Below are 22,506 nucleotides of genomic sequence, written 5' to 3'. Positions count from 1 at the left end.
AGAATAAAACCTCTGAACTCCGGAGGTTTTACGCTTTGAGTATTATAGCCTCGTAAAATGTGGTAGAATATTTGGGAGATAAGTGCTTTTGTTCCATTTTCCAAGTTTTCTGAATATCCATCGAAGCGAGTTTTACTTTATGAGTTCCCAGCTTATTATTAATGCGGTCCATGGCTTGCATAATAGGTTTATGCTTTTCGTGATGGTCTTCATCGAACATGCTGGTCATTCGCTCATTTTCCGGCACGAAGGTTCCCGTGATCACGCCGGCCTTCCGGTAACTGAAACCAGGAATGAATATTTTATCCAGTGCTTTTTTAGCGTATTCTGAAATTTCTATGCTTGAATTGCTGGGATTTGGAAGAGTGATAGTAAACGAATCTGAATATTGAGTGTCTGTAAGCCGATATCTGTCTGTGGTTATGAAAACAGTCACATGCTTACAACAACTCCCTTGCTCTCGCATCTTCCGAGCACATTCGGATGCATAGGTCGAAACCCGTTCCCAAATGTAATTGTAATCCTCCCGGGCTTTATCGAATGTTCGTGTTGTGGAAATGTTCTTTTTCGGTTCAGGAATGGTCATTTGGTATTGTCGTTCGCCGAGAAGTTCTTTCTTCATCCGCACACCCAGAATGCCCATTTCGTCCCGAAGGAAATCGTCCGGCAGCTGACAAAAGTCCCAGGCATTATGCACACCGAATTTCTTGAACCGTTCGTAATATCTCCGACCAACACCCCAGATGTCTTCGAGCGGAAACCATTTTAATGCGGCCTCAATCTTTGCCGGCGTGTCAATCATATACACAGTTCCGGTCCGATCCGGATATTTCTTTGCTATTTTGTTGGCCACTTTTGCCAAGGTCTTACTCTCGGCAATGCCGATGCTAGTAGGCAGGTCCAGGCCGCGGAAAACTTTCTCACGAAGATTCCGCATCCGTCCCATCGGGTCAGAATAGCCATCCAGGAAAATAAATGATTCATCAATCGAATAAGGTTCAATATCATTGCAGTACCGGCGCACAATCTGCACTACTCTATTGCTTATGTCACCGTACAAAACAAAGTTTGCAGAACGAACGATAAGACCGTGTGTTTTCTCGAATTGTTTGACCTTAAAATACGGCTCCCCCATCGCAATGCCCAGAGCTTTCGCTTCATTACTACGGGCAATAGCGCATCCGTCGTTATTGGATAACACAATCAACGGCTTTTCCCTCCAGTCCGGCCGGAATATTCTTTCGCACGATGCGTAGAAATTATTACCGTCAATTAATGCTATCATAATTTCCTCCAATTTCTAAACGTCCAGGTAACTACGCCCCAGAGCATGAATTCTGTTTGATCAGTGATGTCGAAGTCTGAATACTCAATATTCGCCGATTCAAGCTTTAGTTCCCGAAGCACATTATTTTCCTTATACTTTGGTCGAAACCGTTTAATGAAAAACTGTCCTTCGATAATGGCAGCTACCAAGTCATTCGGGCGGGCTTCGATGCCTTTTTGAATGAGGCACCAATCCTCGTTTAAAATTCCTATATCTTTCAGGGAATCTCCAGAAATTCTGCCGGGAAAAGTTGTCACCGGATCCTTAACGAGCAACTTCAGAAAGTCGATCCCTTCGTCGGGAAAGTCAAGCGCAGCACTTGGAAAAGCCGTGTAACCTCCTGCCAGAAGCTTTTCTCTAACTGGCTGAAGAATAATAGGATCAACACTCTCTAATATAAATAACTCTAATGTTTCCATGTGACTAAATTAAACCAAAAACTTAACCCGATTTTTAAATTATTCAGATTAAGTTTTCCACTTTGGCAAGAATCACCCTTTAATGCGACAAAACGTGACGCATTATATAAAAGTTATCCACAAAAAAAATAATGCGGCCAAATTGTTGATATTGTTAAATGACCAAAACCCATATTATGATAAATCTAACAAAAGCTGAAAAGGATTTAATTCTGGCAGCTATTAAAATTGAAAAAGAAGTTAAAGAAAGATTCAATGATGATGAATCCGAAGAAATAGAAGAGATCGAGTTGGAAATTACAAAAGAAAACATCTTTCTTTCCAGAATCCAAATAGACGTTATAATTTATTATTTAGGAGCATTGCTGGACAGAAGGGAAATGTTTGATCAAGGTGATGTTTTATCTTTAGAATCTAAATTAGAACAATTGATTGAATTACCTTAATTTAAGGTAAACAAAACCCCCAGCCTTAGCCGAGTGAGAGCATATTGATTTGATTAATATCGAAGGATCAAATATTATTCCTATATTCGAAAAAACTAATATCTAATTTTTAGATGAAAGAAAACAATGATGGAAATATTCCTTTTTATGTAGCCCTAGCTTTATTTGTAATTCTCGTGGTGTTGGGATTGACTTACATGACTCAAAATTCTAATGACTACAATGATCGTGGAACATTTGGTGATATGTTTGGTTTTGCTAATGCATTATTCACAGGACTATCCGTTGTTGGTTTAATTGCTACTATACTGCTTCAAAGAAAGGATCTAAATATCCAACGGGATGAATTAAAAAAACAAACAGATTCTATTCATGTTCAAAATTTTGAAAATACATTCTTTCAAATGTTATCTCTTTATGGGAATTTTATTTCAACAATTGAAAAAGATGATTTAAAAGGCAGAAATTATATAAACCACCTATCTACCGGAATATCTCGACCAATCCTATCTTTTTTAACTTATAAACAAAACACGATAGATTTAGATAGGGTAAGAAACATATATTTTGAATTACATCAATATAATCGTTCTGAAATGGATCATCATTTAAGAATCATTTACAGTATAATTGAACTGATAAATACAACAGAAAGAGTGAACAAAATTAAATATTTTAGAATATTTAAAGCTAATGTATCATTGGATGAACTTATATTACTTTACTATGGATGCTTATATAAAGATGATTTAATATTAAAAAATTTGATCGAAAATTTTCCAATATTTGAAGACTTATTGCCAATCCATACTTTACACCCTAACATCAAAAATTATTATAAAAAAAGTGTTTATAACGAGTAAAATAAATAATCCCCACCTAATAAGTGGGGATATTTTTTTGCGGTAAATTACCGGACTTTTTTACTTAAGCTTATTATACCAAGCCTTAACCTCATCAATACCAAAAGGTTTCTGGCTGTAATTCCCAGCGATCACCTGCCGGGTCGCAAGCAATGTCGTTTTCTCCGAAAGCTTGTGAGTCTTCCAGAAATCCAGCGCGGAAATGAACTTATATTGATCAGATTCGAGCCACTGCGGGTTATTTACGAAATCAATTCCTGTTCTTTTGGAAAGCATCGTGTAATTGTTTCGGCCGGTTACTTGGATAGCTCCACGCCCTTTGAAATTCCATCCGTCACCATCGTAGAGATTACCAAGACCTTTTTTAAATTTCCGATCATCATAGACCAAGTTAAAAAGCTTCTTTTCGTTTCGGAGATATTCCACGGGATTATTCTTGCCAGTTGTCCCGGGACGGCCGAACGCTGACGGAAAAACTTGCTGAAGCCTTAAAGCGGTGGTGTAATTTCCGTTTTCAGCAAATCTGGTAAATCCACCCGTTTCATTCAGGCAGTTCGCTAAGAACCGCATGCTGTCTTCCACGGTGATAACTCCATATTTCTCCATGGTCTCGGCTAAGTTTGATGGGACCCTACCGGCAGCCACTCCGGCACCTACAAGCATTTTATTTAAATCTGATTGTTTCATTATTTTATTTTTTATTAAATATTTTCATAAACCAAGTTGATTTCCGGAAATAGAAATAAACGAAAACGAGCAATAAAACCACTACTCCAACAATCAGAGCAATAGCCCAAACGTCGAACGTAAAACCTTTCTCGCTTACCTCTTTCGCTTTTGTCATTACTGTTGATGCAACGTCCTTAATCGTTTCTTTTGAAACTAAATCCCGGGCTGTCTGCTGGATTACATTTGTACTTTCTTCTTTTCCGGATTCGCTTTTGCTTTTATCCATCTTATTGAACCGATTATTAATAATGTAATCAGCATTTCCCCGGATAGATATCGACTGCAGCGTGTCTCCGTTAATCACATTATGGAATTCAAGCGGATTTAAAGAATCTGATTTCCCTTTGATGATTATATCTCCGGAAAACTCGTCTTTCTTTTCCTGGATCGTTTTATCGATCACTTTTTTAGTTTCCTGCTTTGACGAAGTTTCTTTTAATGAATCCAGATTTACCCGCTGTATTTCGGTTTTCGCTTCTTTCGTTACCGTGACAGCCTTATGTTTTGTCCGGCAGCCTAAAAAAAGGCTACTCAGGAATATTAGAATCAATATCTTTTTCATCTTTCTTTATTTTTAAGTCGTTGTAATCTAATGTTTCATTGAATTTGTGGATCTTCTTCAGGAAAGCCAGCGGAGGAAATTTTCCCTTTGTTATAATGCCCATATTTACCAAGGCATTACCGGCAGGCCATATAAACAATAGAAAGCGAAGAAATACCTTCACATAAATACTATCAAGTTTTGCATCAGAAATGATCTGCAGGAATGCTTCTGATAGAAAATAAAACACGATCACAAAAAACATTTTCTGCGCAAATCCCCAAATCATGCTTTTAAAAGAAAATGTATTTAAGTTTAAGTGCTTCCATACGCCCAAGGCCAGATCAGCGACAAGGGTCCATATCAATATCAAAATAAAAGATTGGCTATCTATATACCAACCTGATATTTTCTCAGTAATTGAAATTCCCACAGCTGGAACCGCTGCCAACTGAACCGATCCCCATATCTTTCCACCCACCCCTCCTGAGTGGATGGAAATTAAATTTTTTATTATGAATTCTTTTATCATTTTGAGTATTTTAAGTGTATTGAACCAGAATACCTTTTTCAAATTGCATTGCTTTATTATTACCTAAGCTATCTTTGTAGGTTATTATTGTAGATTTTCCAGTCTGTGAACCAATTACTATTTCACCTGAATAAATTTCTAAGGCATTATCAGCACTGCCTCCACTTGCTCCCAACCTCAAAGCTGTGTTGTTTGCATTATTGCCACTTGATGATATATCCGCAGCAATATTATTTATATTACCTTCTGATTTCATACTAGTAATCATGAAGCTATTTCTAAATGTCGAGGGCGATACATAATTATTTTGAGCTATTGAAATTCCGCTGGTAAAATTTCCGAGAGAATCAAACACACCAAACTGTATTTTACCCGTTGTGCTTGTAAGCCTATTGGTAGTAATCTGCCAACCGTCTGGACCGCCGATATACCCTTCTGTAGCTTTTATAACACCTTCTATTTCCGCATTTTCAGCAATCATTTTTCCATTTTGAAGCACTTTAAACGCTGCATCGTTTTTATGTGCATAATCTGCGCCCGCACCAAAGCGAATACTTTCCGGACCAGCATCCGTAACCGATGATATAAAAGCATTTCTTTCAGTATCATTTCCTACCTCGATAATTTCAGACATCAACAAACCGCCGTCAATAGATGTAAACCCATCTGAACCGTTTAGGAATTTAATTTTACCTTTAATGGCTCCGGTGTCAAGATTGAAGTAAGTCTGCATATCAAGTGAAGAAATAGTTCCAGTCCTGATCAGTCCGCCGTTAATGGTAGTGGTTCCGACAGTTATTGAAAGCACTCGCACGCCATCGACAACCGAGTGTAGTATCCCGATCAGGAAATAAAAATCATTAGGATCAGAATCAAACTTAATCTGGTCTTTGGTGAAAACTATGGTTCCGGTGGTCCCGGTCTTGCTACAAGCCGCATAAACATATCGGTAATCATCATCTGGGATAGTTTCTATATTTTCAGGAATACTCCACTCCTTATCCATTGTTTGAGAGTAAACAATGCCAGGATTTACCTTGATCTTATTTTTATTATTTTCAAACATCACGAAGAAAACCACAGAGCAGCTTATCTGTTGACTTTTAGCTCCCACAGTCAACATATTCGTTTCAATCGAATTCGGGCGAATATTCTCCGGCTTAAAGTAATCATCAGTGTCAAAAACCAGGTTCTGAAGCTCCTGAGTAGTTTTCAGCCCCAGTTTTGAATAATTGATCTGACCCAGGTTCGTAATGGACATTACATTCTTGATTTCCTTTATATCCAGAATAAGCTGTGAAGAATAGCTGATTTCATAAGAATCAGCAATGACAATTTTTGAACGGTTTACATTCCATTCTCCATCCTGGATGAAATCAATAGTTTCCTGATTAACTCGCAGAACCTTATTGATACCCAAAGGCTCATCTACGATTCTGATATAATCACCAATATCAAATTTTCCGAATCCTATTTTTCGCATGTACTCAGGATCTAATTCCATCGAATACGAAACCTTTGCGTTTTTATGGAGATCAAATTGTTCAAGACCTTTCTGTAATAGTTCATTTTCAGCGGCGGAAATATACGATTCCGGCATCACGATATCCAGGATCACATATTCATCACCTACAGCAAACTGAAATGCAGTAGCAGCCTCATCCGGAAAACTCTGACCCTGATCATTTTTGAAAGGGATTATCTCGAAAGTTTTTGAAACATGATCATATCCTCCGCTTTTTATTTCAAATTCGTAACCCGCTAAATTACCGGTGTTAAAATGAACTTTTGCTGAGGTTCCTGCTATCAGGTATTTAGTTGATCCATCTGTATTTTTAGCTTTCAAATCGAAATCCATTGTATTATCAATGAACTTAAATTTCGTACCACCTAAAGCCGTAATCTTACCGGTCCGGTGCGGGTAAATATCATCGAAAGTGATGGATCCTTCTTTCAAGCCAAATGAAATAATCGAAGCCTGATCTTCTATGTAATCTGCATTCGGTAGTTTTAATTTCGTGCTGAAATTCCGATATTCATTCGGAATATTGTTGGAACCTCCGAAAACATACAGGCGATTTACGATATCGTTGTCATCAACATTGGCTCGGGATAAAGAATAAAGTCCCTTCCCTTTTCCGTACTCAAATTGAATCGGAATCGTATTTCCGTAGTTTCCTGTATGGATAACGAACTTATCGCCCTCCACTTTGATCCAGAAATCTGTCTTGAATTCTGAGCAGATCTTCTGCAGGGCCGAAAGGCAAGTATCATCTCCGAAAGTCAGAGTTTTAGTTTCACCATTGGTAAAAGTTCCAATCTCCCAATTAGAAGCAAAACGCTTCATGTTATTTCTAAGAGCGATCAGGAAAGTTTCAATGTTTCCAATCAGCGGAAACTCTAAATCCGGACCAAAACCGGTTGCATCGGCGTTGAAGTACTTACACCTCAACAAATCGAACATCAGACCCTGGGCTGTGATGTTATACTCATACTGCGAATTGCTTTTTTTATCTATTGAAGGAAGTATGTTAATGCGGTAAACCGAACCAAACAAAATAAAGTAATCGTTAATTCGGATATCAAGAACAGAAATAGAGTTCAGCTTAATTGATACCGAATCATCCGAAAGTAATACCCTATTTAATGAAGCTGTTTCAACAGAACGCTTCCCCTTTTCAATCAAATTGAAAATAAGAGAGCCGTTTCTGTATAGTGTTATATTGTTCATTATAATTCAATTAGAATAGACTCACCAACCGCCGAAACAAATCCCACTTTCAAATTTGTAGTATTTGAAAGTGTTAAATGACGACTGGTTACAAATTCATTATCTCTTGATACTTCCGAAACTATTCCGTTTCCATCCACTGTGTAAACTACTGTTTTTGTCATAATATTAGAGGTGATAGTTAAATTATTTCCCGATAAAACAGCGGTTGCGGTTGGTTTTGTGAAATCGTAGTAAACGCCTGTTGAGTCTTCTAATATCTCGCAATTATCTGTTAAATCAATTGCATAAACATTTGTAGAAATCTTTCTAATACCAATGCAATTTTTTGACGGTTTAAAATTCTTACCTTCGAAAGAAGTTCCTGTAAAATCAATAATTACAGTGATGGGACATATTATTAAATCATCAATTGGTAATCTATTTCTACGCAGATTAATTTTTAATCCGCCTGAAATTGAATACAAATCCACCCTTAAAACAGAATCTCTATTTGTGTGATAGCCGACAATTTCATCATATCCGCCTTTAAAAACAAAATGATCATTAAGTAAGCTTGATAGATGAGACAAATAATCCTCGTACAAAGCTCTAATGTCGCCTTTCGTGCCTGTCCAGCCTGTGCCATTCTTCATATTAGCCCAATGGCTAAATTCCTGATACCATCCAGAAGATGTGAATAGGCTCTTTATAGAACTCCCATTGCCGTTTATTAACGTAGTTAAATAGGCTTTAAAATTGTTATGTGCTGTTAAATAGTTGTCGCTTCCTGCACCTCCTGCCGTTAATGATGCTTCGTATTGGACGGTGCTTTGCCTATTTAAATGATGGGTATAAGTCCATCCTAAATTTGGATTTGCAGCAATTTGCGCATCTGAATAAAAAAATTCGCCTAATTTCACGGATTTATCAGACTGCTTAAATCCGTAACTTGTTAACGCTGCCCCCGATGTTCTTCCGCCTGAATTTCTACCACCTAAAAAATTATTTTTGGCGATAGTCCATGAATTAGAAATACCATTGCGGTATGCTAATGTTATCAATTTCCGCCCTATGGCCAATTCTACAGGGTTTCTCGTAACATTCAGCATTTGATTAAATTCAGATAGATTAGAATGCCCTATAGTATTATTGGCAACATTATAACCATAACTTCCACCACTTACATCATACATTTGTTGTCCGTGATTCGGATAACGAGTAACGGTAATAGTTTGGCCATTACCGTCTAAACCTGTTGGTTTTGGTTGCCCTGCAACCGCTCCAGTAAAAACAGCCGCTCCCAATGCCGTCCATGTCGATGAATAGTAATCTGGAATTACTTCGTAAACGCCAGTAATAGGATTTGCCCATTTATCAGTCATTAGATACAATGAGTGTTGTATTTTACCTGTTTTTTCAAAGTCTACGGTTTTAGCCCTCCATATAGCCTCGTCTCCATTAATGAAGGTAGTGGCTTTCAGGTTGTTTTTAAAAAATAGCATTTCTCCCCAAAACATAGAAGCATCTTGGTAAGCGTCATTGCTGACTGATACGCTCGCTTCCGCACCATATCGGTGATCAGCAATCAACACCCCTACAACAATATCGGATGCAGGAATCCATCTACCCGGTATGTTTAAAACTCTTCCCATTATTGCTTTTGTCTTAAAATTGGGTTTGCTGTGGAATCTGTTTGATCTAGCCAATACTCACCTGATACAAGTCCTGTTGGTGGCGTTGCTAATGTGCCTTTTTTCAATGTGCCGGGTATCGCATATTCATTGGCTGTAACCTTAGCAAACTGCACATTATCTGTAGTATTTAATGCCTGATTAAACGAATTTCCTGCGCCGCCTCCGATGTTTACCCATTTTGTTACATCTGTAGGTAATGATGTATTATCATTCACTAATGATTTATATATTTTTGCTTGATAGACAAAAATTTGATTTTTTTTATAAGTTCCTGCTACGTAATCAGGTAAATATGAAGCAATTAAATCTTTATCATCAATTTTTTTAATAATTTCTGTTTCTTTGTAAGGTTCGTAAGCGGTTGCAATATTTCCTTCTTCGATCTGTAACTGCGTTGCCGACACATTAGATGTGTTTTTTATCGAAGCGGAAATAAAATAGCAGTTAGCTGGTATCACGATAGTCTTAGGCGAAGGGTTCAACGATACTGACGGGGGAGAAATTATGGCTTTATTAATATCCTTAAAAACCACATATTTTGTCACGCCTGTTACGTCAATGCCGGAAATTGTAATTTGGGAAGAAGGAGTTACAGGCACATCTCTTATAATCTCCCAATTAGCCAAAACAGCCTCGGCACCCGATGAATTAATCCATCTGCCAACAATTCTTAAAGCTGGGTTTGCAAGGTTTTTACCAGTAGTTTTTTCAATAGAAGTTACGGATACCCCCGCTTTTATTTTAACCCACTTATCACTAATTCCAGGAATATCTGTTTCGCTCGCTCCATTAGGTGCAATGTACTGAATAAAATTGTCTACAACCATTGCATTCGGAGAATAATTATCAGGCAACCATTGCGGAATTGTTGATGTTCCATTTGCTCCATCAGCTCCAACTTTTGCATAAACCTTTTTTTCTGAAATCCCATTATAAACTTCAATAATTACTTCATTTCGTTGTACTCCATTAACTATACTTAAATCTGCATCAGTAACTACAATAGATGTATTATTGACATCTAAGTAATTTGTATATGTTACAGCTGTATTTGCTAACATTCGGTAAAAACCAGTTGTAGTAATTGTATCACTAGGCTTTGCCACTCCTCTAATTCCTGAACTAGTGTTTTCTTCAACCTCTTTTCTCCATGCATTATCCTGCTCTTTTGTATAAACAGAACCTGTCATCACCCCCTTATCTATTGTAGCATAATTTTCTGGCGGAATTGTGTCTGAAATATTAATAATTACTTGATCTGACATTGTTTATTTTTTATATTTTTTCCCAAATTACTTCTGCAGGCGTTTCCAATATTGTAACCTTATCAATATCACCTGCGATAATGATGATCTTTTCTTTTCCGAGCATGTTTTGCCAATTACCAATTACTTCAGCGGTTTCGATTTTTGGCAGGGTGTAGATAATACCAGGTATTTCCTGACCGTCTGAATCCAAAACCTTGTAAAAGAACTTAGTATACTGGCTCATATCTAATTCAGCTGTGAGACTTACCGAATTAATCCCGGTGCCGGCTTCAAAGATTGAACTGGACTTTATTGAATTATAAGTGTTGTCTGGCTTTCTGCCGATCACATAAAGGGTCACGTTTTTAGGTGATGCAAGAGTGATATTAACAGAAAACTGATATGTGTTTTGTGCCGCTGGAATTGTGTATACTTCATAATATTCATTGTTTACCGCGCTATTTTGAACTAATGAAATTCCTGATGCTTGATAATTCGGTTCTGAATATTGAAATAGAAAATTAACATTACCTCGGCCAGTTAATTTTGTTCCGTCACCCGGGAATATTTCTGTTTCTGATTTTGAATTATATTTTAATATGAAAGAATCCAAAGAAGTTTTCAGAACCTTTTTAATCGGGTTTGGCTCGATCAGTTTTAGCGAGAAAATACCTACCATCCGGCCCTTTCTGAATGTCTTTTCCAGGGATATTTCTTCCTGTATATAGATTTCATAAGGCAGAACAGTATGCTCAAATGGAACAATATGAATTCTTTGAGTTCCCGATCTTGTAAACTGATCTTTGAATGAATTAAAATTTATCACCATCACTTCCCAATTCTCTCCATCGATAAAGCATTTTAACTCAATTTTCCGCTCTTTATACCGTGGTTTGGTCAGAGAAGGTGAAGTTCCGTGGTATTCTGCCCAATCATAAGACTGAACAGGCTTTCTTTCCAAACCATCAGTGATCCCGATAGAGTCAGAAACGTAAACCCGGAAGTCCCGAAAGTCCTTATAATTGATTAAATACTTTACTTCATTCATTTCTTAAAAGTTGATGTTTGAACTTTTACATTTCCAATGCTCTTCACGTTATGATTGTCATAACAGAAAACAAATACCCATGCTTTTCCCGAACATTCTATTTGTACCTCAGCATTATCCAGCAGGTTGATAAATACAATTGAATTATCTCTAACATTAATCTTCGCCTTCGTGTTGTGTCTTAAAATCACCTTTCCAACCGAAAACCCGTCATATGATAGCCTCACATCAGAATTACCGAAATAAGCTGTCTGGAGCTCATTCTTATTGGTACCAATAAAGTCCGTATGAAGTCCGTGTATGTCTGATTTACCTTTGAATTCCCTCAGAATATTCAGAGCCGGAAAATCGTTTTCCATACTCCAGTCGTCACCATCGAAATACATTTTACAAAGGTTTTGTAATGAAGAGTCTTGCTTCATCTTTTCCTGCCATGGGCCACAAAGTTTTTTCTCTTTGGCTATGTTTAATATTACTTTTGTCTCCATTATGGTATGCCGGCGAGTCCCGGTTTTATTTTTGAGTTCATCTCTGATATATCTTTTCTGATTTGTACCAGGTTTCGTGTGTTTACCTCGATCTGACTTAAAGTCAACAGCTGATTTTTAAAGACGTTTTGATTTACCTGATGGATTTTTAATATCTCAACTACATTAATACGCACTGCATTGAATTGACCTTCCAAGGCGCCCGCTGTCTTTTCTGTAATCCCTTTGATATCGCCTTTTAAGCCTTGGGCGTTTTCAGAAGCTGCACCAAACAAGTCTTCGTATTGTTGCAATGCAGATGTATATTGATTCATTGCAGAAAGCCCCAATTCTTTTATCTTATCACGTTCTTCTTTAGTTAGTCCGTCAAAGGATCCGGACATGGAATTCGCTGCGATCTGTTGCTTGAGAATCTTTATTTTTTCAAGAAGATCATTTTTTAAAGAAGTTAAATTACTGGCTGTTATAGCATTTACATTCGGAAGTTTTTTATCTATATCATCGATTTGATTTTGATAATTCTGAAGTAATTCCGATTGCTCAATTGTAGCTCCAGAATTACCTCCAAATCCCATTGATTTGTAAAGATTATCAACCATATCCTTTACGGCAGGTTCAAGGATTTTAATCTTAAGAGCATTAGCAACCGCGTTACGCATAACATCATCAACAACTTTTTCAAATGAAGCAGCCGCGTCTTCTCCTTTTCCAAAAGCATCAATTAAAGCATCTGCTATCTTTTGAGAAAGGTCTTTAAAATCAGATGTGGTTATAGACTTCTGGAAATCATCGATTATTTTTTGAATCTGAATATTTATATCAGCTATTTGCTGGGTATAGCCTGATATTTTATCCTGATCCGCTTTCTTTTTTGACGCCTCTTTAGAGCGCATATCAGCAAGTATTCTCTGTTGTTCTTTTAGATTGGCGATAAGTTCTCGTTGCATGGTGATTTGACCTTCTCCAGCTGTTTTCTCAATCATCAATTGCAATTCTTCATACGCAAACTTCAGATCATCAACCGCTTGCTTCCAAGCTCTAATTCCTTTCTCTTTTTGTCCATCACCAGCAGTTGACAACATTTTTACCACACCAACAACCATCTGTGCAATCCCCCCAACCATTTGCTGAACATTCCCTGAGAAATAACCTACCAACGCATTAACTAAGCCTTCCAATGTTTGTGTAAGATCTTTTGCAAATTTTTCAAATGGACCACCTTTCCCATCCATTCCTAAAGCTTCAGATAATTCTTTGGCAGAGTTTACAGCTAAATCTGTATAAAATTTAGTTTCTTGGATGTGTTGATTTAGTCTGTTAAAATCTTCCTGCGTAGCTGTTCCTTCACGAATTCTTTTTCTTAATTCCTTGAAGCTGGCAATAAGAGATTTAAAAGGACTATTTCCTGAAGTGAGAGTTTTTAAATCTTCAATTTTCTTTCTGAAAACCTCTACCTCGGCAGTTGGCGCACCTAAATCAATTAATTCCTGCATCTTTTTTTCAAGTTGCGGAAGTAATTGTGATATTTCCTTTTTGGTTAAAGCATCGATATTTCCAAATGCTTTTTCGAATAAATCTGTTTTTTCAAATACAGACATGAAGGCCTCTCTATATTCTTTCGCTTCGGCTTTGCCTGCTGAATCCAACAATCGTAGTCTTTCAGTGTCGGAAAAATTTCCCTTACTTATCTTTTTTCGAAAATCTTCATACTTAGATTGAATTTGTGTTTTCTTTTCTTCAAACGTTTGCTGTTCCTGGAGAAATGATGTATAAAGTTCTTTCTCCTGTTGGACAGCGTCTCTGTTTTTATCCTGAAGATATTTTCTTTGTTTAAGGAAGAAATCAGTATTGCCGCCAGCTTTATCATAAGCATTAGATTCGGCTTCCGACAAGAAATCAATCTGATCAACCAAAGAAGGCAATGCTTTTAAAGCATCATCAATCCCTCTTTTAAAGTTCTCAAAAGGAGTTTCTGTCCCATTAAGCTCGGAAATCTTTTGCTGAAGAAAAAGAATATCTTTTTTCTCTTGCTCAGTTAAAATTCCAGAAGATTGTTTATCTCTTAGTGTTTGTTCTTGCTTTTCTAAATAATCAAGATAATTCTGAGCACCATTAAACAGTTCTTTATATTGAGCATCGGAAGTTTCCTTACCGTAATACTCAGACATTTTGTAGTAATTATTCCATTGACGTTCTGCTTCATCTATCCTTTCCTGAAAAGACTTATATTGCAGCTTGGTGATTTGAATTTCAATGGATTCGCGACGCTTATATGATTCTTCCAGACTTATAATTTCACCGGTATAAAAAGGATTACCTTTTTTGTCTTTATCCTTGCCGAATTTATCTAATTTTCTAAGCCTAACCTGACCATTGATCGCTACATCAATAGCATCAGAAATTAAAGACGCTCTTTGTTGAAGTTCCTTAATTGATCCTAAAGGCAGGATCTCAGCAATCTGCCCTTCCTGTTTTTCTTTTTTTGGATTGAGAAGATCGTTTAATACTTTGATTTTTGCTTTTATCTTATTATAAGCAGCCTGAGTTGGTGCGCTATCAAGCTGCGATTCTAATTCATCGATTTGAGCCTTGATTTTAGCAGCCCAACCTTTTTTTGCAGGTGATTTATCTTCATTGATTTCTGTTTCAGAAATATTTACTCCTCGCTTAGCTAGATCATCCAGTTTTTTCTGAATCTCTTTTTTCTCAGCTTCCTTATCTTTTACTATCCTGTCAACTCTTTCTTTTTTACGTTCTTTCAATGACCATTGGAAACTACTGTCGAAATCAGTAAAATCATCCCACATATCACCAATACCGAAATCACTCCTTGTATTCTTTAAATTTTCTGTATCAGTTTCAAGACGTCCCAATTCATTTACATATCTTTTAGCCTCTGCTTCAAGCTTAAGCATTTCAATATACTTCTGAATCATTCCTGTAGCTTTCCCAGTTTTTACAGCTTCCGCATCCAGTTGATCCAGTCTACCATTGGTAAGAAGATGAAGTCTCTTAACTGCCGCAGAACTTTCATCTTCGGAAGAATTTTTATCTTCTATAACTTTTATTAATGATTTGATTTTAGCCTCTTGTTCGGTAATAGTTGAGATTTGGTTTGCAGCATCCTCATTCATTCTCTTTTGAGATTCCTCCGCAACTGTTAAAGCTGAATTATACTTGTAGATTGCATAACCTAGAGCAACTATCAACGCAGTAGCTAAAGCATAAGGGTTTGCGAATAGCGTTGCATTTAAGAAAGCAGCTGCCCTTGCAGCAGCTGTCATTGCAACCGTTTGAGCCAATTGTGCAACTGTCAATCTTTGAGTAGCTATTGTATTCGCTGTTTTTGCGGCAGCATTTGCCACTTCTTCAGCAGTTTCTACAGTAACCGCAGCTGCTGATAATGCTGTTGCAGCGGTTTCCAAACCTTTTTGAGCTGTGTAGAACTTGGTTCCAGCTGCCAAAGCAGCCTTTCTCGCGATAGAGGCTGATTCTTGTGCAGCAATTACCGTGTTTTGTGCTTTCTCGACGTTTTTTGTAGCAATTAACACTTCGCGGGCGGTGCCACTTGCTTGAACCGCTCTAAGTTCTGATTGAGCTAAAGCGAGCTGAACCTGTGCATTTCCTACTGCCTGTGTTTTTTCTATACCTAACGCTACGGCCTTTTGTTTTTTTACAGCAAGAATTGAGATTTCTGCCTGTAACGTTGCATATTTTGCAGATAATGAAGCTTTTTCAGCTTGAGCATCCGCAAGTGTCGCAGCGGTTTGTCTTTGGGTTATAATTGCTCGTCCCAACTTCATTCTTTGGGAAAAAGAAAGATATCCTATTTCGGTAGCAAGCGTTTTGTTAGCCAAAGATTGAGCTGCTGAGGTTACCATGATAGCAGCTTTATAGGCGCCATATGATAACACTAGCGTTTTGATCATCTCAAACAACTCTTGATAGTGCTCAACCAAATGGGTTAGACCTTCAATGCCATCGTAAAGAATTCCTTCATTTGCCTGACCTATTTTGTTCAACATCTGATCCCATTGATCTCCAAGATTGGAAACCCTTCCGGACATTGATGTAGATTGTTTTTCCATTAACTCGAAAAACATTCCTCCTTCACTGGTAAGGTTTTTAATTACCTGTTCAACATCTTTAAAGCCTACTTTACCAGCTTCAATCATTCCTTTTATTGCAGTTTCATCAGTTTTAAGTACTTTGGCCAATTCAGCATACATCGGAATACCGGCTTCCGTAAACTGTCTCATCTCAGTGCCCATAAGCCTTCCTGCTGCTTTTACCTGGCCATAGGCTAGAATGATTCGATCAATCGGAACTGAAACTCCTGCAGATATGTTTCCGATTCTTGTTAAAGTTTCAAGGAGGTCCTTTGCTGGAACCTGGAAAGCGAGTAACTGTTTCGCACCAACAGAAACGTCTTTTAAAGAGAATGGAGTTTTTGCGGCTAGATCAACCATCTGACCCATCAAGACCTTTGCCTTATCACCACTTCCTAGCATTGTTGAAAAAGCGATTTCCGTTTTCTGGAATTCGCCTCTTACATTGATAAGTTCTTTGGTAAATGAGAATAAAGATTGCGCTGTGAAATACCCTCCAATTGCAGTTCCAAGATTACGGAATGCGGAATCCATCACCTGAGCTTCTTTTTGAGCTACTCCTGAGGCTTCACGAATACTGTTTTTGATCCTGGTAATTCCCTGATCAAAGTTATTCACTGAAAGAAGTGCGTCAAAATGTAAAGCTCCCTGATTCATTATTTTTTATTTCGCTTGTTAAGCTCTTCAATATGTTTTGCGAAGTCAGAAGTGTTTTGAGGTGTAAGCTCTTTCAATTCTTCTTTCGGCTTATTTTCTGATTTATTGTCTACATATTTCTGATTCGGTAAGTCAGATAACATTCGCAGAATAGTTCCCCATGGAATTCCCCACATTAATTCTTTGTAGGAAATCTTCAAGGTTTTCATTGCGAAACCTACAGTTCCATAGATGGATTTGAGACCGGTACTTTCCCATCTACCAGACTGGTCTCCTTCGGATTCGTTATTGTCGTTTGTCCGATTAACCTGATAGAGGTTATAAAATTTGCGATATCATACATTTGCAGTATCGCCAGTGTAATTTTTAAGGCTATTTGCGGGCTTAATTTCCATTTGAGATACTTTGCCAGCAATCCGGAGAATAATTTGATTTTCCAATAATCATGAAGAATACAGACGGCGATGAATTTCATAAGGGGTTCTACATTTCGATTCACTTCTTTGAAAACCGATGTGTTGTCATCACTCAGAATATTGATCTTGAGATCAACGGCGTATTTGTTTGCCTGGGTGATTGTCCCGAAGTATAGCGGCTTAATATGAATCTCCCGTTTCCCGATATTGAAAACAAACCCTTTTTCGATAAGGAGATCGGATTCTTTTTGCTCCTGCTGCTCCTTTGTCAGGCTTTCTTCGACAAACTTTGAAAATATTTCTTCCTGATTTTCCATTGTAGAAAAAATCCACTTACAGAAATGCAAGTGGATTTTGCATTTAATTAGTTATAAAGACTATTTTTCTCTGTAAGTCAGGGCGTTTTCCCCATCTTTTTCCGGAGCCTGCACAGTGACAACAACCTTCATGGTCATTACTCCTTCAGTTCCTACTGTTCCTCCAAGCGGCGTTGCCATGACTTTTCCGTTTGTCACGTCAATGTCATACCCTACTTTGGTTTCAAGAGTGAAAGACTTTTCAATCACCTCTTTTAAAGCAGGCGGTGAATAGCTTTTTTTTGAAGGCGTTCCGCTTGTCTCTACGGTCCCGCCTAAGTAATACGCCTGAGTTTCCAGGGAGGGATTAGCAATTTCAAATGTTAAGGTAGTTTCTGCATCGTTTTGGCCGATGGCAATCCTCTTACCTTTTTCTTCTGTTTCTACCCAGTTGATCGTTTCGTCAGTAGTTTCCAGAACTACAGTTCCTTTCAAGTGCTCATCGTGCTCTGTAAGCACGGTTCCCATACCTCCATCGGCAGCTTTGTCGCCTGATAGGATTCTTTTTACACCAAATGTCCAAGCCATTTTATTTTATTGATTAATTGTTATTGAATTGTTCTTGTTTTAAGTCTGATGACGGAAACTCTTTCGTTCACTCCATCGACTTTATAATCACGCTGATATTCGATTTCGATATAGGTCTTTTTGTTTTCCAGATAAACCTCATCAAAAAGAGGCATTAGCAGTTTTGTTACGTTATTGAGTAGTGCTAAATCAGGTAGATATGATGTTCCGGATTTGATATCTTTAGCGTAGATGTTCACCAAAACAGTTGAAGGTTGTAGCACCTGATCAGGCACCTGTAGAGCGCCTATGACAACATCATTCTTTAAGGAATCTAAAGGTCTCGTATCAATATATACATCACCATTAATCAGTGTTTTGAAATCACTTGATTTAATGATTCCGTAGACAATTGATTTTAATTCGAATGTTGTGATCATTGTGCTCTTCTCATTGAATTGACAATACTCTGCGCTATCTGGGTAATCCTGGTGTTTGCAAAGGTTTGGGCCGGAGCTATTACATCCAGATGTTTAACATCTTCTATATAACTCGCGTATTCCATCCCGGCAACTACAATCAAGGCATATCCTACTTTAAAATCTTTAGCAATTTCTTTAGCGAATATCTCCCCCACTCTTTCACCTGGCATTTCCTGAGAATCGAATTCAGGTCCCCGGGTTCCCGCTTCAAACATTGAGGAAATTATATTTCCATGTTTCAAAACTATGTAGCCGATTGAGTTCCGGAGATTCCCGGTTCTGTCTGTGTAGGTATCTAAGCTTTTTGCCAGATTCACACACTCCATGCCGAGGAAATTGAGATTCCGAATCATCAATCCATCAAGCATATTAACTTTACCCTTCAGGTAAGAATCAATATCCCGCATGTTAAACCTTGGTTCTATACCCATAATCTACAATGAAGTTGAGGTGCATCAGAAAATCTTATTACATCTCCTGTAAGGATTATATTCTCGCCATCTTTAATGATAATCTTTGAATTGGTTGGAATTTTAGCAGTTCCTTTCGGCATTACAACCTTTGAAGCATAGCTTACAGTTTCGCCAGACTCATTTGCAACAATGTTACCCGGTCCGGCCGCTATTTCTCTACATTTACAGTGAAAAACCTCCGTAGGTTCAGACGGAATTGGAAATCCTGTTTCCGGATCCGTTCCGCCTTCGGTATTGCTTACCACATATAAATCATGAGGATACTGTGTCATGCTAAAAAGCTTATATCTTTTACCTGGAATTTTCCTTTTTTCAACAAATCATCAATTCCCAACCTACTGCATTCCATCGCATACCAACTTTCTAAAGATTTCCGGTCATACTTGATCGAATAATCATCTTCAGAAATATCCGGTACTATCAATAACTCAAGAACTATTTCCGTGAAAAGCTTATCCATATCATCGGGTTTTGTAAGATCAAAAGCACCGTCGATTTGCTTTGAAGCAAAAAAAACGTCAAGATCTGCATCACTCATAGTGATAGACAATCGTCTAAGCTTACTTTGGAAATATTCCTTGTTTGTTACTGACATATTCTTAGAAATCTCCAGTTGTACTTAGCAAGTAGATGTACTTTATAGTATCAACTACCGGGAATGCATTTAATTCTGCTTTCGTCCACTCTCCCCAAGGCTCATTGTTTGACCACTTAGAAATAAGGGTTCTGCCCTTCTTGTTATAAGTGACATGCTCTACTGGTTTCATTTCTTCCATTGCTAAGGCATTCTTAATTTCACCTAAGTTTCCATCAGGAATAAAGGCAATGTTAGCAGCTTTAAAGGGTTGAAGAATTGATACATTTCCGTCTTTTTCGATTGGAACACGGATGTCAACAATTTCGAAAATCGGAAGTTTTGCAGCGGTCATATACTCGTTGATTCTGTCAGAAGTCAATGGAGCAGTCTGAGAATTTCTAGCAGCAGCAGAAAGTCCGAAGAAAGTACCTACAGTATCTTTTACTTCTTTTGACTGCATGAACTGAAGGAAGGCGGTATTATCGATCAGCATTTTAGCAAACGTTTTACCTTTTGCATAAGCACCATTCACTAAATTAGTGATGTCGGTAATTGGTTTTGAATTTGCTGAATCACTCCAATCAATTGAAGCGTTGATTTTATTTTCAGCTGGCATTTCTAATTCGATTGTTCCAACCACAATACCGTCGGGGTTATTGTCAGCAGTGATCGTAATTGTTCCTGTTGAAATAGCTTCAGCAACGGTGTAATCAAGTCTTTTATCAACCGCTTCGGTAACATACTTTAAGTCGTCCCAAATAAGTTTTAAAGCCTGATTCTTTTTTTCGTTGTCCTTAATAGCCTTCATGTCCTGAAGAACCATGTAGTTACGATACTTCTCCTCATCCAAATCTCTCATCACCTTAATTGGTGGGATTTTACCAGTCAAAGACTGTAAAGTCTCTCGGCTTCTCAATGGAGTTTCACCATCACGAGTCACGAAAGATGCAGCAGGAGTAATTACAGAATTACCCAATACTGTTGTGTAGGTTAATGAGATTTGCGGTAATGCAAATGAGAAATATTTTGAATACCAAGGTTGATTGAATTTTTCAAGCCTTGTATCGATCATTATTTGCGTTGTCTCTTGATCAGCGACACTTCCAAAAACTGATGCTTCTTTAGCCATTTTGTTTAATTTTTAAGAGATTATCGAGATTCAGAGAAAATAATTAGAGGCATAGCCTTTCTGTGCGTTGCGTTGATAGATGGCGTTACTCTTCTTGCGTAAACAGTTCCTCTTAGAACTACATCGACAGGTGCGTTTGCTTCGATTTTTACATCAGTGTACAAAAGACCTTTTGCATCAGATACCTGGTCAGGAGCAGTACCTGTTAAAGCTGCTTTTTTTGCTTTTCTGGTTGTTTCATCAAATGTGATTGGTGTTCCTGCTGGAATTATATCTCCAATAGTTAAACCTGTTGCATCTAATGTAAAACCACCTCTTGCAGTTTCCAAAACTTTTTGGAATACCGGAATCGTTCTTGATCCGGCAATTGAAGTAGGCTCTAAATATCCCATTTTGTTAGTGTTAAGTTTGATTAATGCTCTTAGAATGACTTATTGAAAGCTTCAATATCAGCCTTCTTCTGAGCTTCTGTCTGATTACCCACGGCAGTAGCAGGTTTATAGCCGTCTCCGGCTGTTTCCTCCGTTCTGTTTTGTAAAATTTCAGCGTAGAACTCACCCTGTTTCGTTACAAATTCTTCAATCCCATCTTCATTTTCAAAGCTTCTTCCAAGCATAACAGAATCAATTTCTTTATCTGTCATTTTCAAAGCTTTAAGACCTGCAATTACTTTTTGATTGTTTGTTTCGACTGCTTTTTCAGTTTGCAAGCCCTTGACAGTTTTTGTAAGTTCTTGAATTGCCAAAAGCATAGGATCAGTAGTTTTACCTTCATCTGGTTTAGGTTCTTCAGCAGCCCCTTCTCCAGAATTTCCACCTTGTTCTTTCTTTTTAGTTGCTGCAGTTACTCTCGCATCAATCTCTGACTGGAAAGTTTTAGCAAGCGGTTCGAAAACCACACATTGAGCAGTTATTTCTTCATCAGTTGCGTTTTCACCAAGTGAACCCACAATAGAATCAGACAATCCCTGTAATGCCTTTTCGGAAAGCCCATTTTTAAGGAAATGTTTTTTTACGATCGGGTTAATCATTTTGATTTCATTTTTAATTAATCAAAAATAATACTTTCATAGGTACAATGTACGTTGGAAATTTGTATATTTGTCAAATAAAAGAATTGATTTATCATCTATTTATATGATTTTGATAAGAATAAGAGCCTGTTTTTATTGGTTTTTATATAAATAACTAACCTAAAAACATAGAACTATGAGTGAACAATTTTCTAACAAATGGATTACGGTGACCGCAAAAATAGTCATATGGACATTTTTAACCATTTCAATAACAATAGCAATAATAAGAATATGCGGAACGATTTAATCAGATTCTTAAGAAACGAATACGTTGACAGTACAACGCTATTCAGTTTAATGAGAGAAGGGTATTTGAATAAGGTTTTTAACGTATATCTTCTTACTCAAAAAGGTGTTAACATTTTAAAATAAACGAAAATGAGAACAAAATTTATAAAAGTTAAAGCAAACGTCTGCCTACCAAAAGATCAAGGAATGTATATGGTTATTTTCAAAAATAACAAGGTTGGCAAGTTTAATTATTGGAATGAAGAAGCGTTTAAAGAATCGTGGGTTGAACATGTAGAATATTGGCTTGAAGAAGTGCCCGACAGAGAAGAAGAAATGAGGGAGATGCTGGAAGGAATTTTAAAAATTAACACCTTCGGAGATTATATTGAAAATTTCTCTCAGTATAAATTAAAAATAGAACAACTACTTAACAAATAAAATAAAAAA

General features: G+C 37.4%; 24 protein-coding genes. 3 read left to right on the top strand and 21 right to left on the bottom strand.

The features are described from left to right. Nucleotides 1–28: 28 nt before the first annotated feature. Both MKJ01_RS05735 and MKJ01_RS05730 read right to left on the bottom strand, forming a co-directional pair. A complete protein-coding gene (locus MKJ01_RS05735) occupies nucleotides 29–1,285 on the bottom strand; it encodes a Y-family DNA polymerase (RefSeq protein ID WP_241612482.1) in 1,257 nt (418 codons plus the stop codon). After that, the gene (locus tag MKJ01_RS05730) at nucleotides 1,282–1,746 is read right to left on the bottom strand and encodes a LexA family transcriptional regulator (RefSeq protein ID WP_241612481.1); all 465 of its coding nucleotides are present in this window, start codon (nucleotides 1,744–1,746) and stop codon (nucleotides 1,282–1,284) included. The genes MKJ01_RS05735 and MKJ01_RS05730 overlap by 4 nt, the downstream gene beginning before the upstream one ends. A gap of 176 nt (nucleotides 1,747–1,922) precedes the next feature. On the opposite strand from MKJ01_RS05730, the gene MKJ01_RS05725 reads away from it, so the two are divergent. Both MKJ01_RS05725 and MKJ01_RS05720 read left to right on the top strand, forming a co-directional pair. Beyond that, nucleotides 1,923–2,192 carry a hypothetical protein gene (locus MKJ01_RS05725; protein ID WP_241612479.1) on the top strand — a complete coding sequence of 90 codons (270 nt, stop codon included), beginning with the start codon at nucleotides 1,923–1,925 and terminating at the stop codon, nucleotides 2,190–2,192. 113 nt (nucleotides 2,193–2,305) lie between these two features. After that, nucleotides 2,306–3,055: a putative phage abortive infection protein gene (locus MKJ01_RS05720; RefSeq protein WP_241612477.1), complete on the top strand. Its 750-nt coding sequence runs from the start codon at nucleotides 2,306–2,308 to the stop codon at nucleotides 3,053–3,055. Nucleotides 3,056–3,115: 60 nt separating this feature from the next. On the opposite strand, the gene MKJ01_RS05715 is transcribed toward MKJ01_RS05720, so the two are convergent. From MKJ01_RS05715 to MKJ01_RS05625, 19 genes are read right to left on the bottom strand one after another with little or no spacing between them, the layout of a single operon-like run. Next, nucleotides 3,116–3,742: a glycoside hydrolase family 19 protein gene (locus tag MKJ01_RS05715; protein WP_241612475.1), complete on the bottom strand. Its 627-nt coding sequence runs from the start codon at nucleotides 3,740–3,742 to the stop codon at nucleotides 3,116–3,118. A gap of 4 nt (nucleotides 3,743–3,746) precedes the next feature. Then, nucleotides 3,747–4,346, bottom strand: coding sequence for a hypothetical protein (locus MKJ01_RS05710; RefSeq protein ID WP_241612472.1), 600 nt, complete (start codon nucleotides 4,344–4,346; stop codon nucleotides 3,747–3,749). After that, nucleotides 4,312–4,857: a hypothetical protein gene (locus MKJ01_RS05705; protein ID WP_241612470.1), complete on the bottom strand. Its 546-nt coding sequence runs from the start codon at nucleotides 4,855–4,857 to the stop codon at nucleotides 4,312–4,314. Before MKJ01_RS05705 ends, MKJ01_RS05710 begins: the two co-directional genes overlap by 35 nt. Before the next feature lie 10 nt (nucleotides 4,858–4,867). Beyond that, complete coding sequence (locus tag MKJ01_RS05700; protein ID WP_241612469.1) at nucleotides 4,868–7,588, bottom strand: phage tail protein; 2,721 nt, start codon at nucleotides 7,586–7,588, stop codon at nucleotides 4,868–4,870. Beyond that, nucleotides 7,588–9,222, bottom strand: coding sequence for a hypothetical protein (locus MKJ01_RS05695; protein ID WP_241612468.1), 1,635 nt, complete (start codon nucleotides 9,220–9,222; stop codon nucleotides 7,588–7,590). The genes MKJ01_RS05700 and MKJ01_RS05695 overlap by 1 nt, the downstream gene beginning before the upstream one ends. After that, entirely contained in the window at nucleotides 9,222–10,529 is a 1,308-nt protein-coding gene (locus tag MKJ01_RS05690; protein ID WP_241612467.1) for a hypothetical protein, read from the bottom strand. The genes MKJ01_RS05695 and MKJ01_RS05690 overlap by 1 nt, the downstream gene beginning before the upstream one ends. 10 nt (nucleotides 10,530–10,539) lie before the next feature. After that, a complete protein-coding gene (locus MKJ01_RS05685; protein WP_241612466.1) occupies nucleotides 10,540–11,559 on the bottom strand; it encodes a hypothetical protein in 1,020 nt (339 codons plus the stop codon). Next, complete coding sequence (locus tag MKJ01_RS05680) at nucleotides 11,556–12,047, bottom strand: hypothetical protein (RefSeq protein WP_241612465.1); 492 nt, start codon at nucleotides 12,045–12,047, stop codon at nucleotides 11,556–11,558. Before MKJ01_RS05680 ends, MKJ01_RS05685 begins: the two co-directional genes overlap by 4 nt. Next, the gene (locus MKJ01_RS05675; protein WP_241612464.1) at nucleotides 12,047–16,813 is read right to left on the bottom strand and encodes a tape measure protein; all 4,767 of its coding nucleotides are present in this window, start codon (nucleotides 16,811–16,813) and stop codon (nucleotides 12,047–12,049) included. The genes MKJ01_RS05680 and MKJ01_RS05675 overlap by 1 nt, the downstream gene beginning before the upstream one ends. After that, nucleotides 16,813–17,022: a hypothetical protein gene (locus tag MKJ01_RS05670; protein ID WP_241612463.1), complete on the bottom strand. Its 210-nt coding sequence runs from the start codon at nucleotides 17,020–17,022 to the stop codon at nucleotides 16,813–16,815. The genes MKJ01_RS05675 and MKJ01_RS05670 overlap by 1 nt, the downstream gene beginning before the upstream one ends. 8 nt (nucleotides 17,023–17,030) lie before the next feature. Next, complete coding sequence (locus tag MKJ01_RS05665; RefSeq protein ID WP_241612461.1) at nucleotides 17,031–17,546, bottom strand: hypothetical protein; 516 nt, start codon at nucleotides 17,544–17,546, stop codon at nucleotides 17,031–17,033. A 60-nt stretch (nucleotides 17,547–17,606) separates the two neighbouring features. Then, entirely contained in the window at nucleotides 17,607–18,113 is a 507-nt protein-coding gene (locus tag MKJ01_RS05660; RefSeq protein ID WP_241612459.1) for a hypothetical protein, read from the bottom strand. Between the two features lie 20 nt (nucleotides 18,114–18,133). Further along, on the bottom strand, nucleotides 18,134–18,532 hold the full coding sequence (locus MKJ01_RS05655) for a hypothetical protein (protein WP_241612458.1): 399 nt from the start codon (nucleotides 18,530–18,532) through the stop codon (nucleotides 18,134–18,136). Continuing rightward, nucleotides 18,529–19,005 (bottom strand): hypothetical protein, encoded by a 477-nt coding sequence (locus MKJ01_RS05650; protein ID WP_241632531.1) that lies wholly within the window; start codon nucleotides 19,003–19,005, stop codon nucleotides 18,529–18,531. Before MKJ01_RS05650 ends, MKJ01_RS05655 begins: the two co-directional genes overlap by 4 nt. Further along, nucleotides 18,996–19,319: a hypothetical protein gene (locus MKJ01_RS05645; RefSeq protein WP_241612456.1), complete on the bottom strand. Its 324-nt coding sequence runs from the start codon at nucleotides 19,317–19,319 to the stop codon at nucleotides 18,996–18,998. Before MKJ01_RS05645 ends, MKJ01_RS05650 begins: the two co-directional genes overlap by 10 nt. Next, a complete protein-coding gene (locus MKJ01_RS05640) occupies nucleotides 19,316–19,642 on the bottom strand; it encodes a DUF6706 family protein (RefSeq protein ID WP_241612455.1) in 327 nt (108 codons plus the stop codon). Before MKJ01_RS05640 ends, MKJ01_RS05645 begins: the two co-directional genes overlap by 4 nt. 4 nt (nucleotides 19,643–19,646) lie before the next feature. Then, nucleotides 19,647–20,753: a major capsid protein gene (locus MKJ01_RS05635; protein ID WP_241612454.1), complete on the bottom strand. Its 1,107-nt coding sequence runs from the start codon at nucleotides 20,751–20,753 to the stop codon at nucleotides 19,647–19,649. A gap of 20 nt (nucleotides 20,754–20,773) precedes the next feature. Further along, nucleotides 20,774–21,145, bottom strand: coding sequence for a hypothetical protein (locus MKJ01_RS05630; RefSeq protein ID WP_241612453.1), 372 nt, complete (start codon nucleotides 21,143–21,145; stop codon nucleotides 20,774–20,776). 29 nt (nucleotides 21,146–21,174) lie between these two features. Then, on the bottom strand, nucleotides 21,175–21,783 hold the full coding sequence (locus MKJ01_RS05625) for a hypothetical protein (protein ID WP_241612452.1): 609 nt from the start codon (nucleotides 21,781–21,783) through the stop codon (nucleotides 21,175–21,177). A gap of 423 nt (nucleotides 21,784–22,206) precedes the next feature. On the opposite strand from MKJ01_RS05625, the gene MKJ01_RS05620 reads away from it, so the two are divergent. Beyond that, nucleotides 22,207–22,497 (top strand): hypothetical protein, encoded by a 291-nt coding sequence (locus MKJ01_RS05620; RefSeq protein ID WP_241612450.1) that lies wholly within the window; start codon nucleotides 22,207–22,209, stop codon nucleotides 22,495–22,497. Nucleotides 22,498–22,506 lie beyond the last annotated feature (9 nt).

The organism is Chryseobacterium sp. SSA4.19, assembly GCF_022601875.1.
Classification (GTDB): Bacteria; Bacteroidota; Bacteroidia; order Flavobacteriales; family Weeksellaceae; genus Chryseobacterium.
The sequence above is the reverse complement of the archived record's forward strand: the minus strand, read 5'-3'. Positions and strand labels throughout refer to the sequence as shown.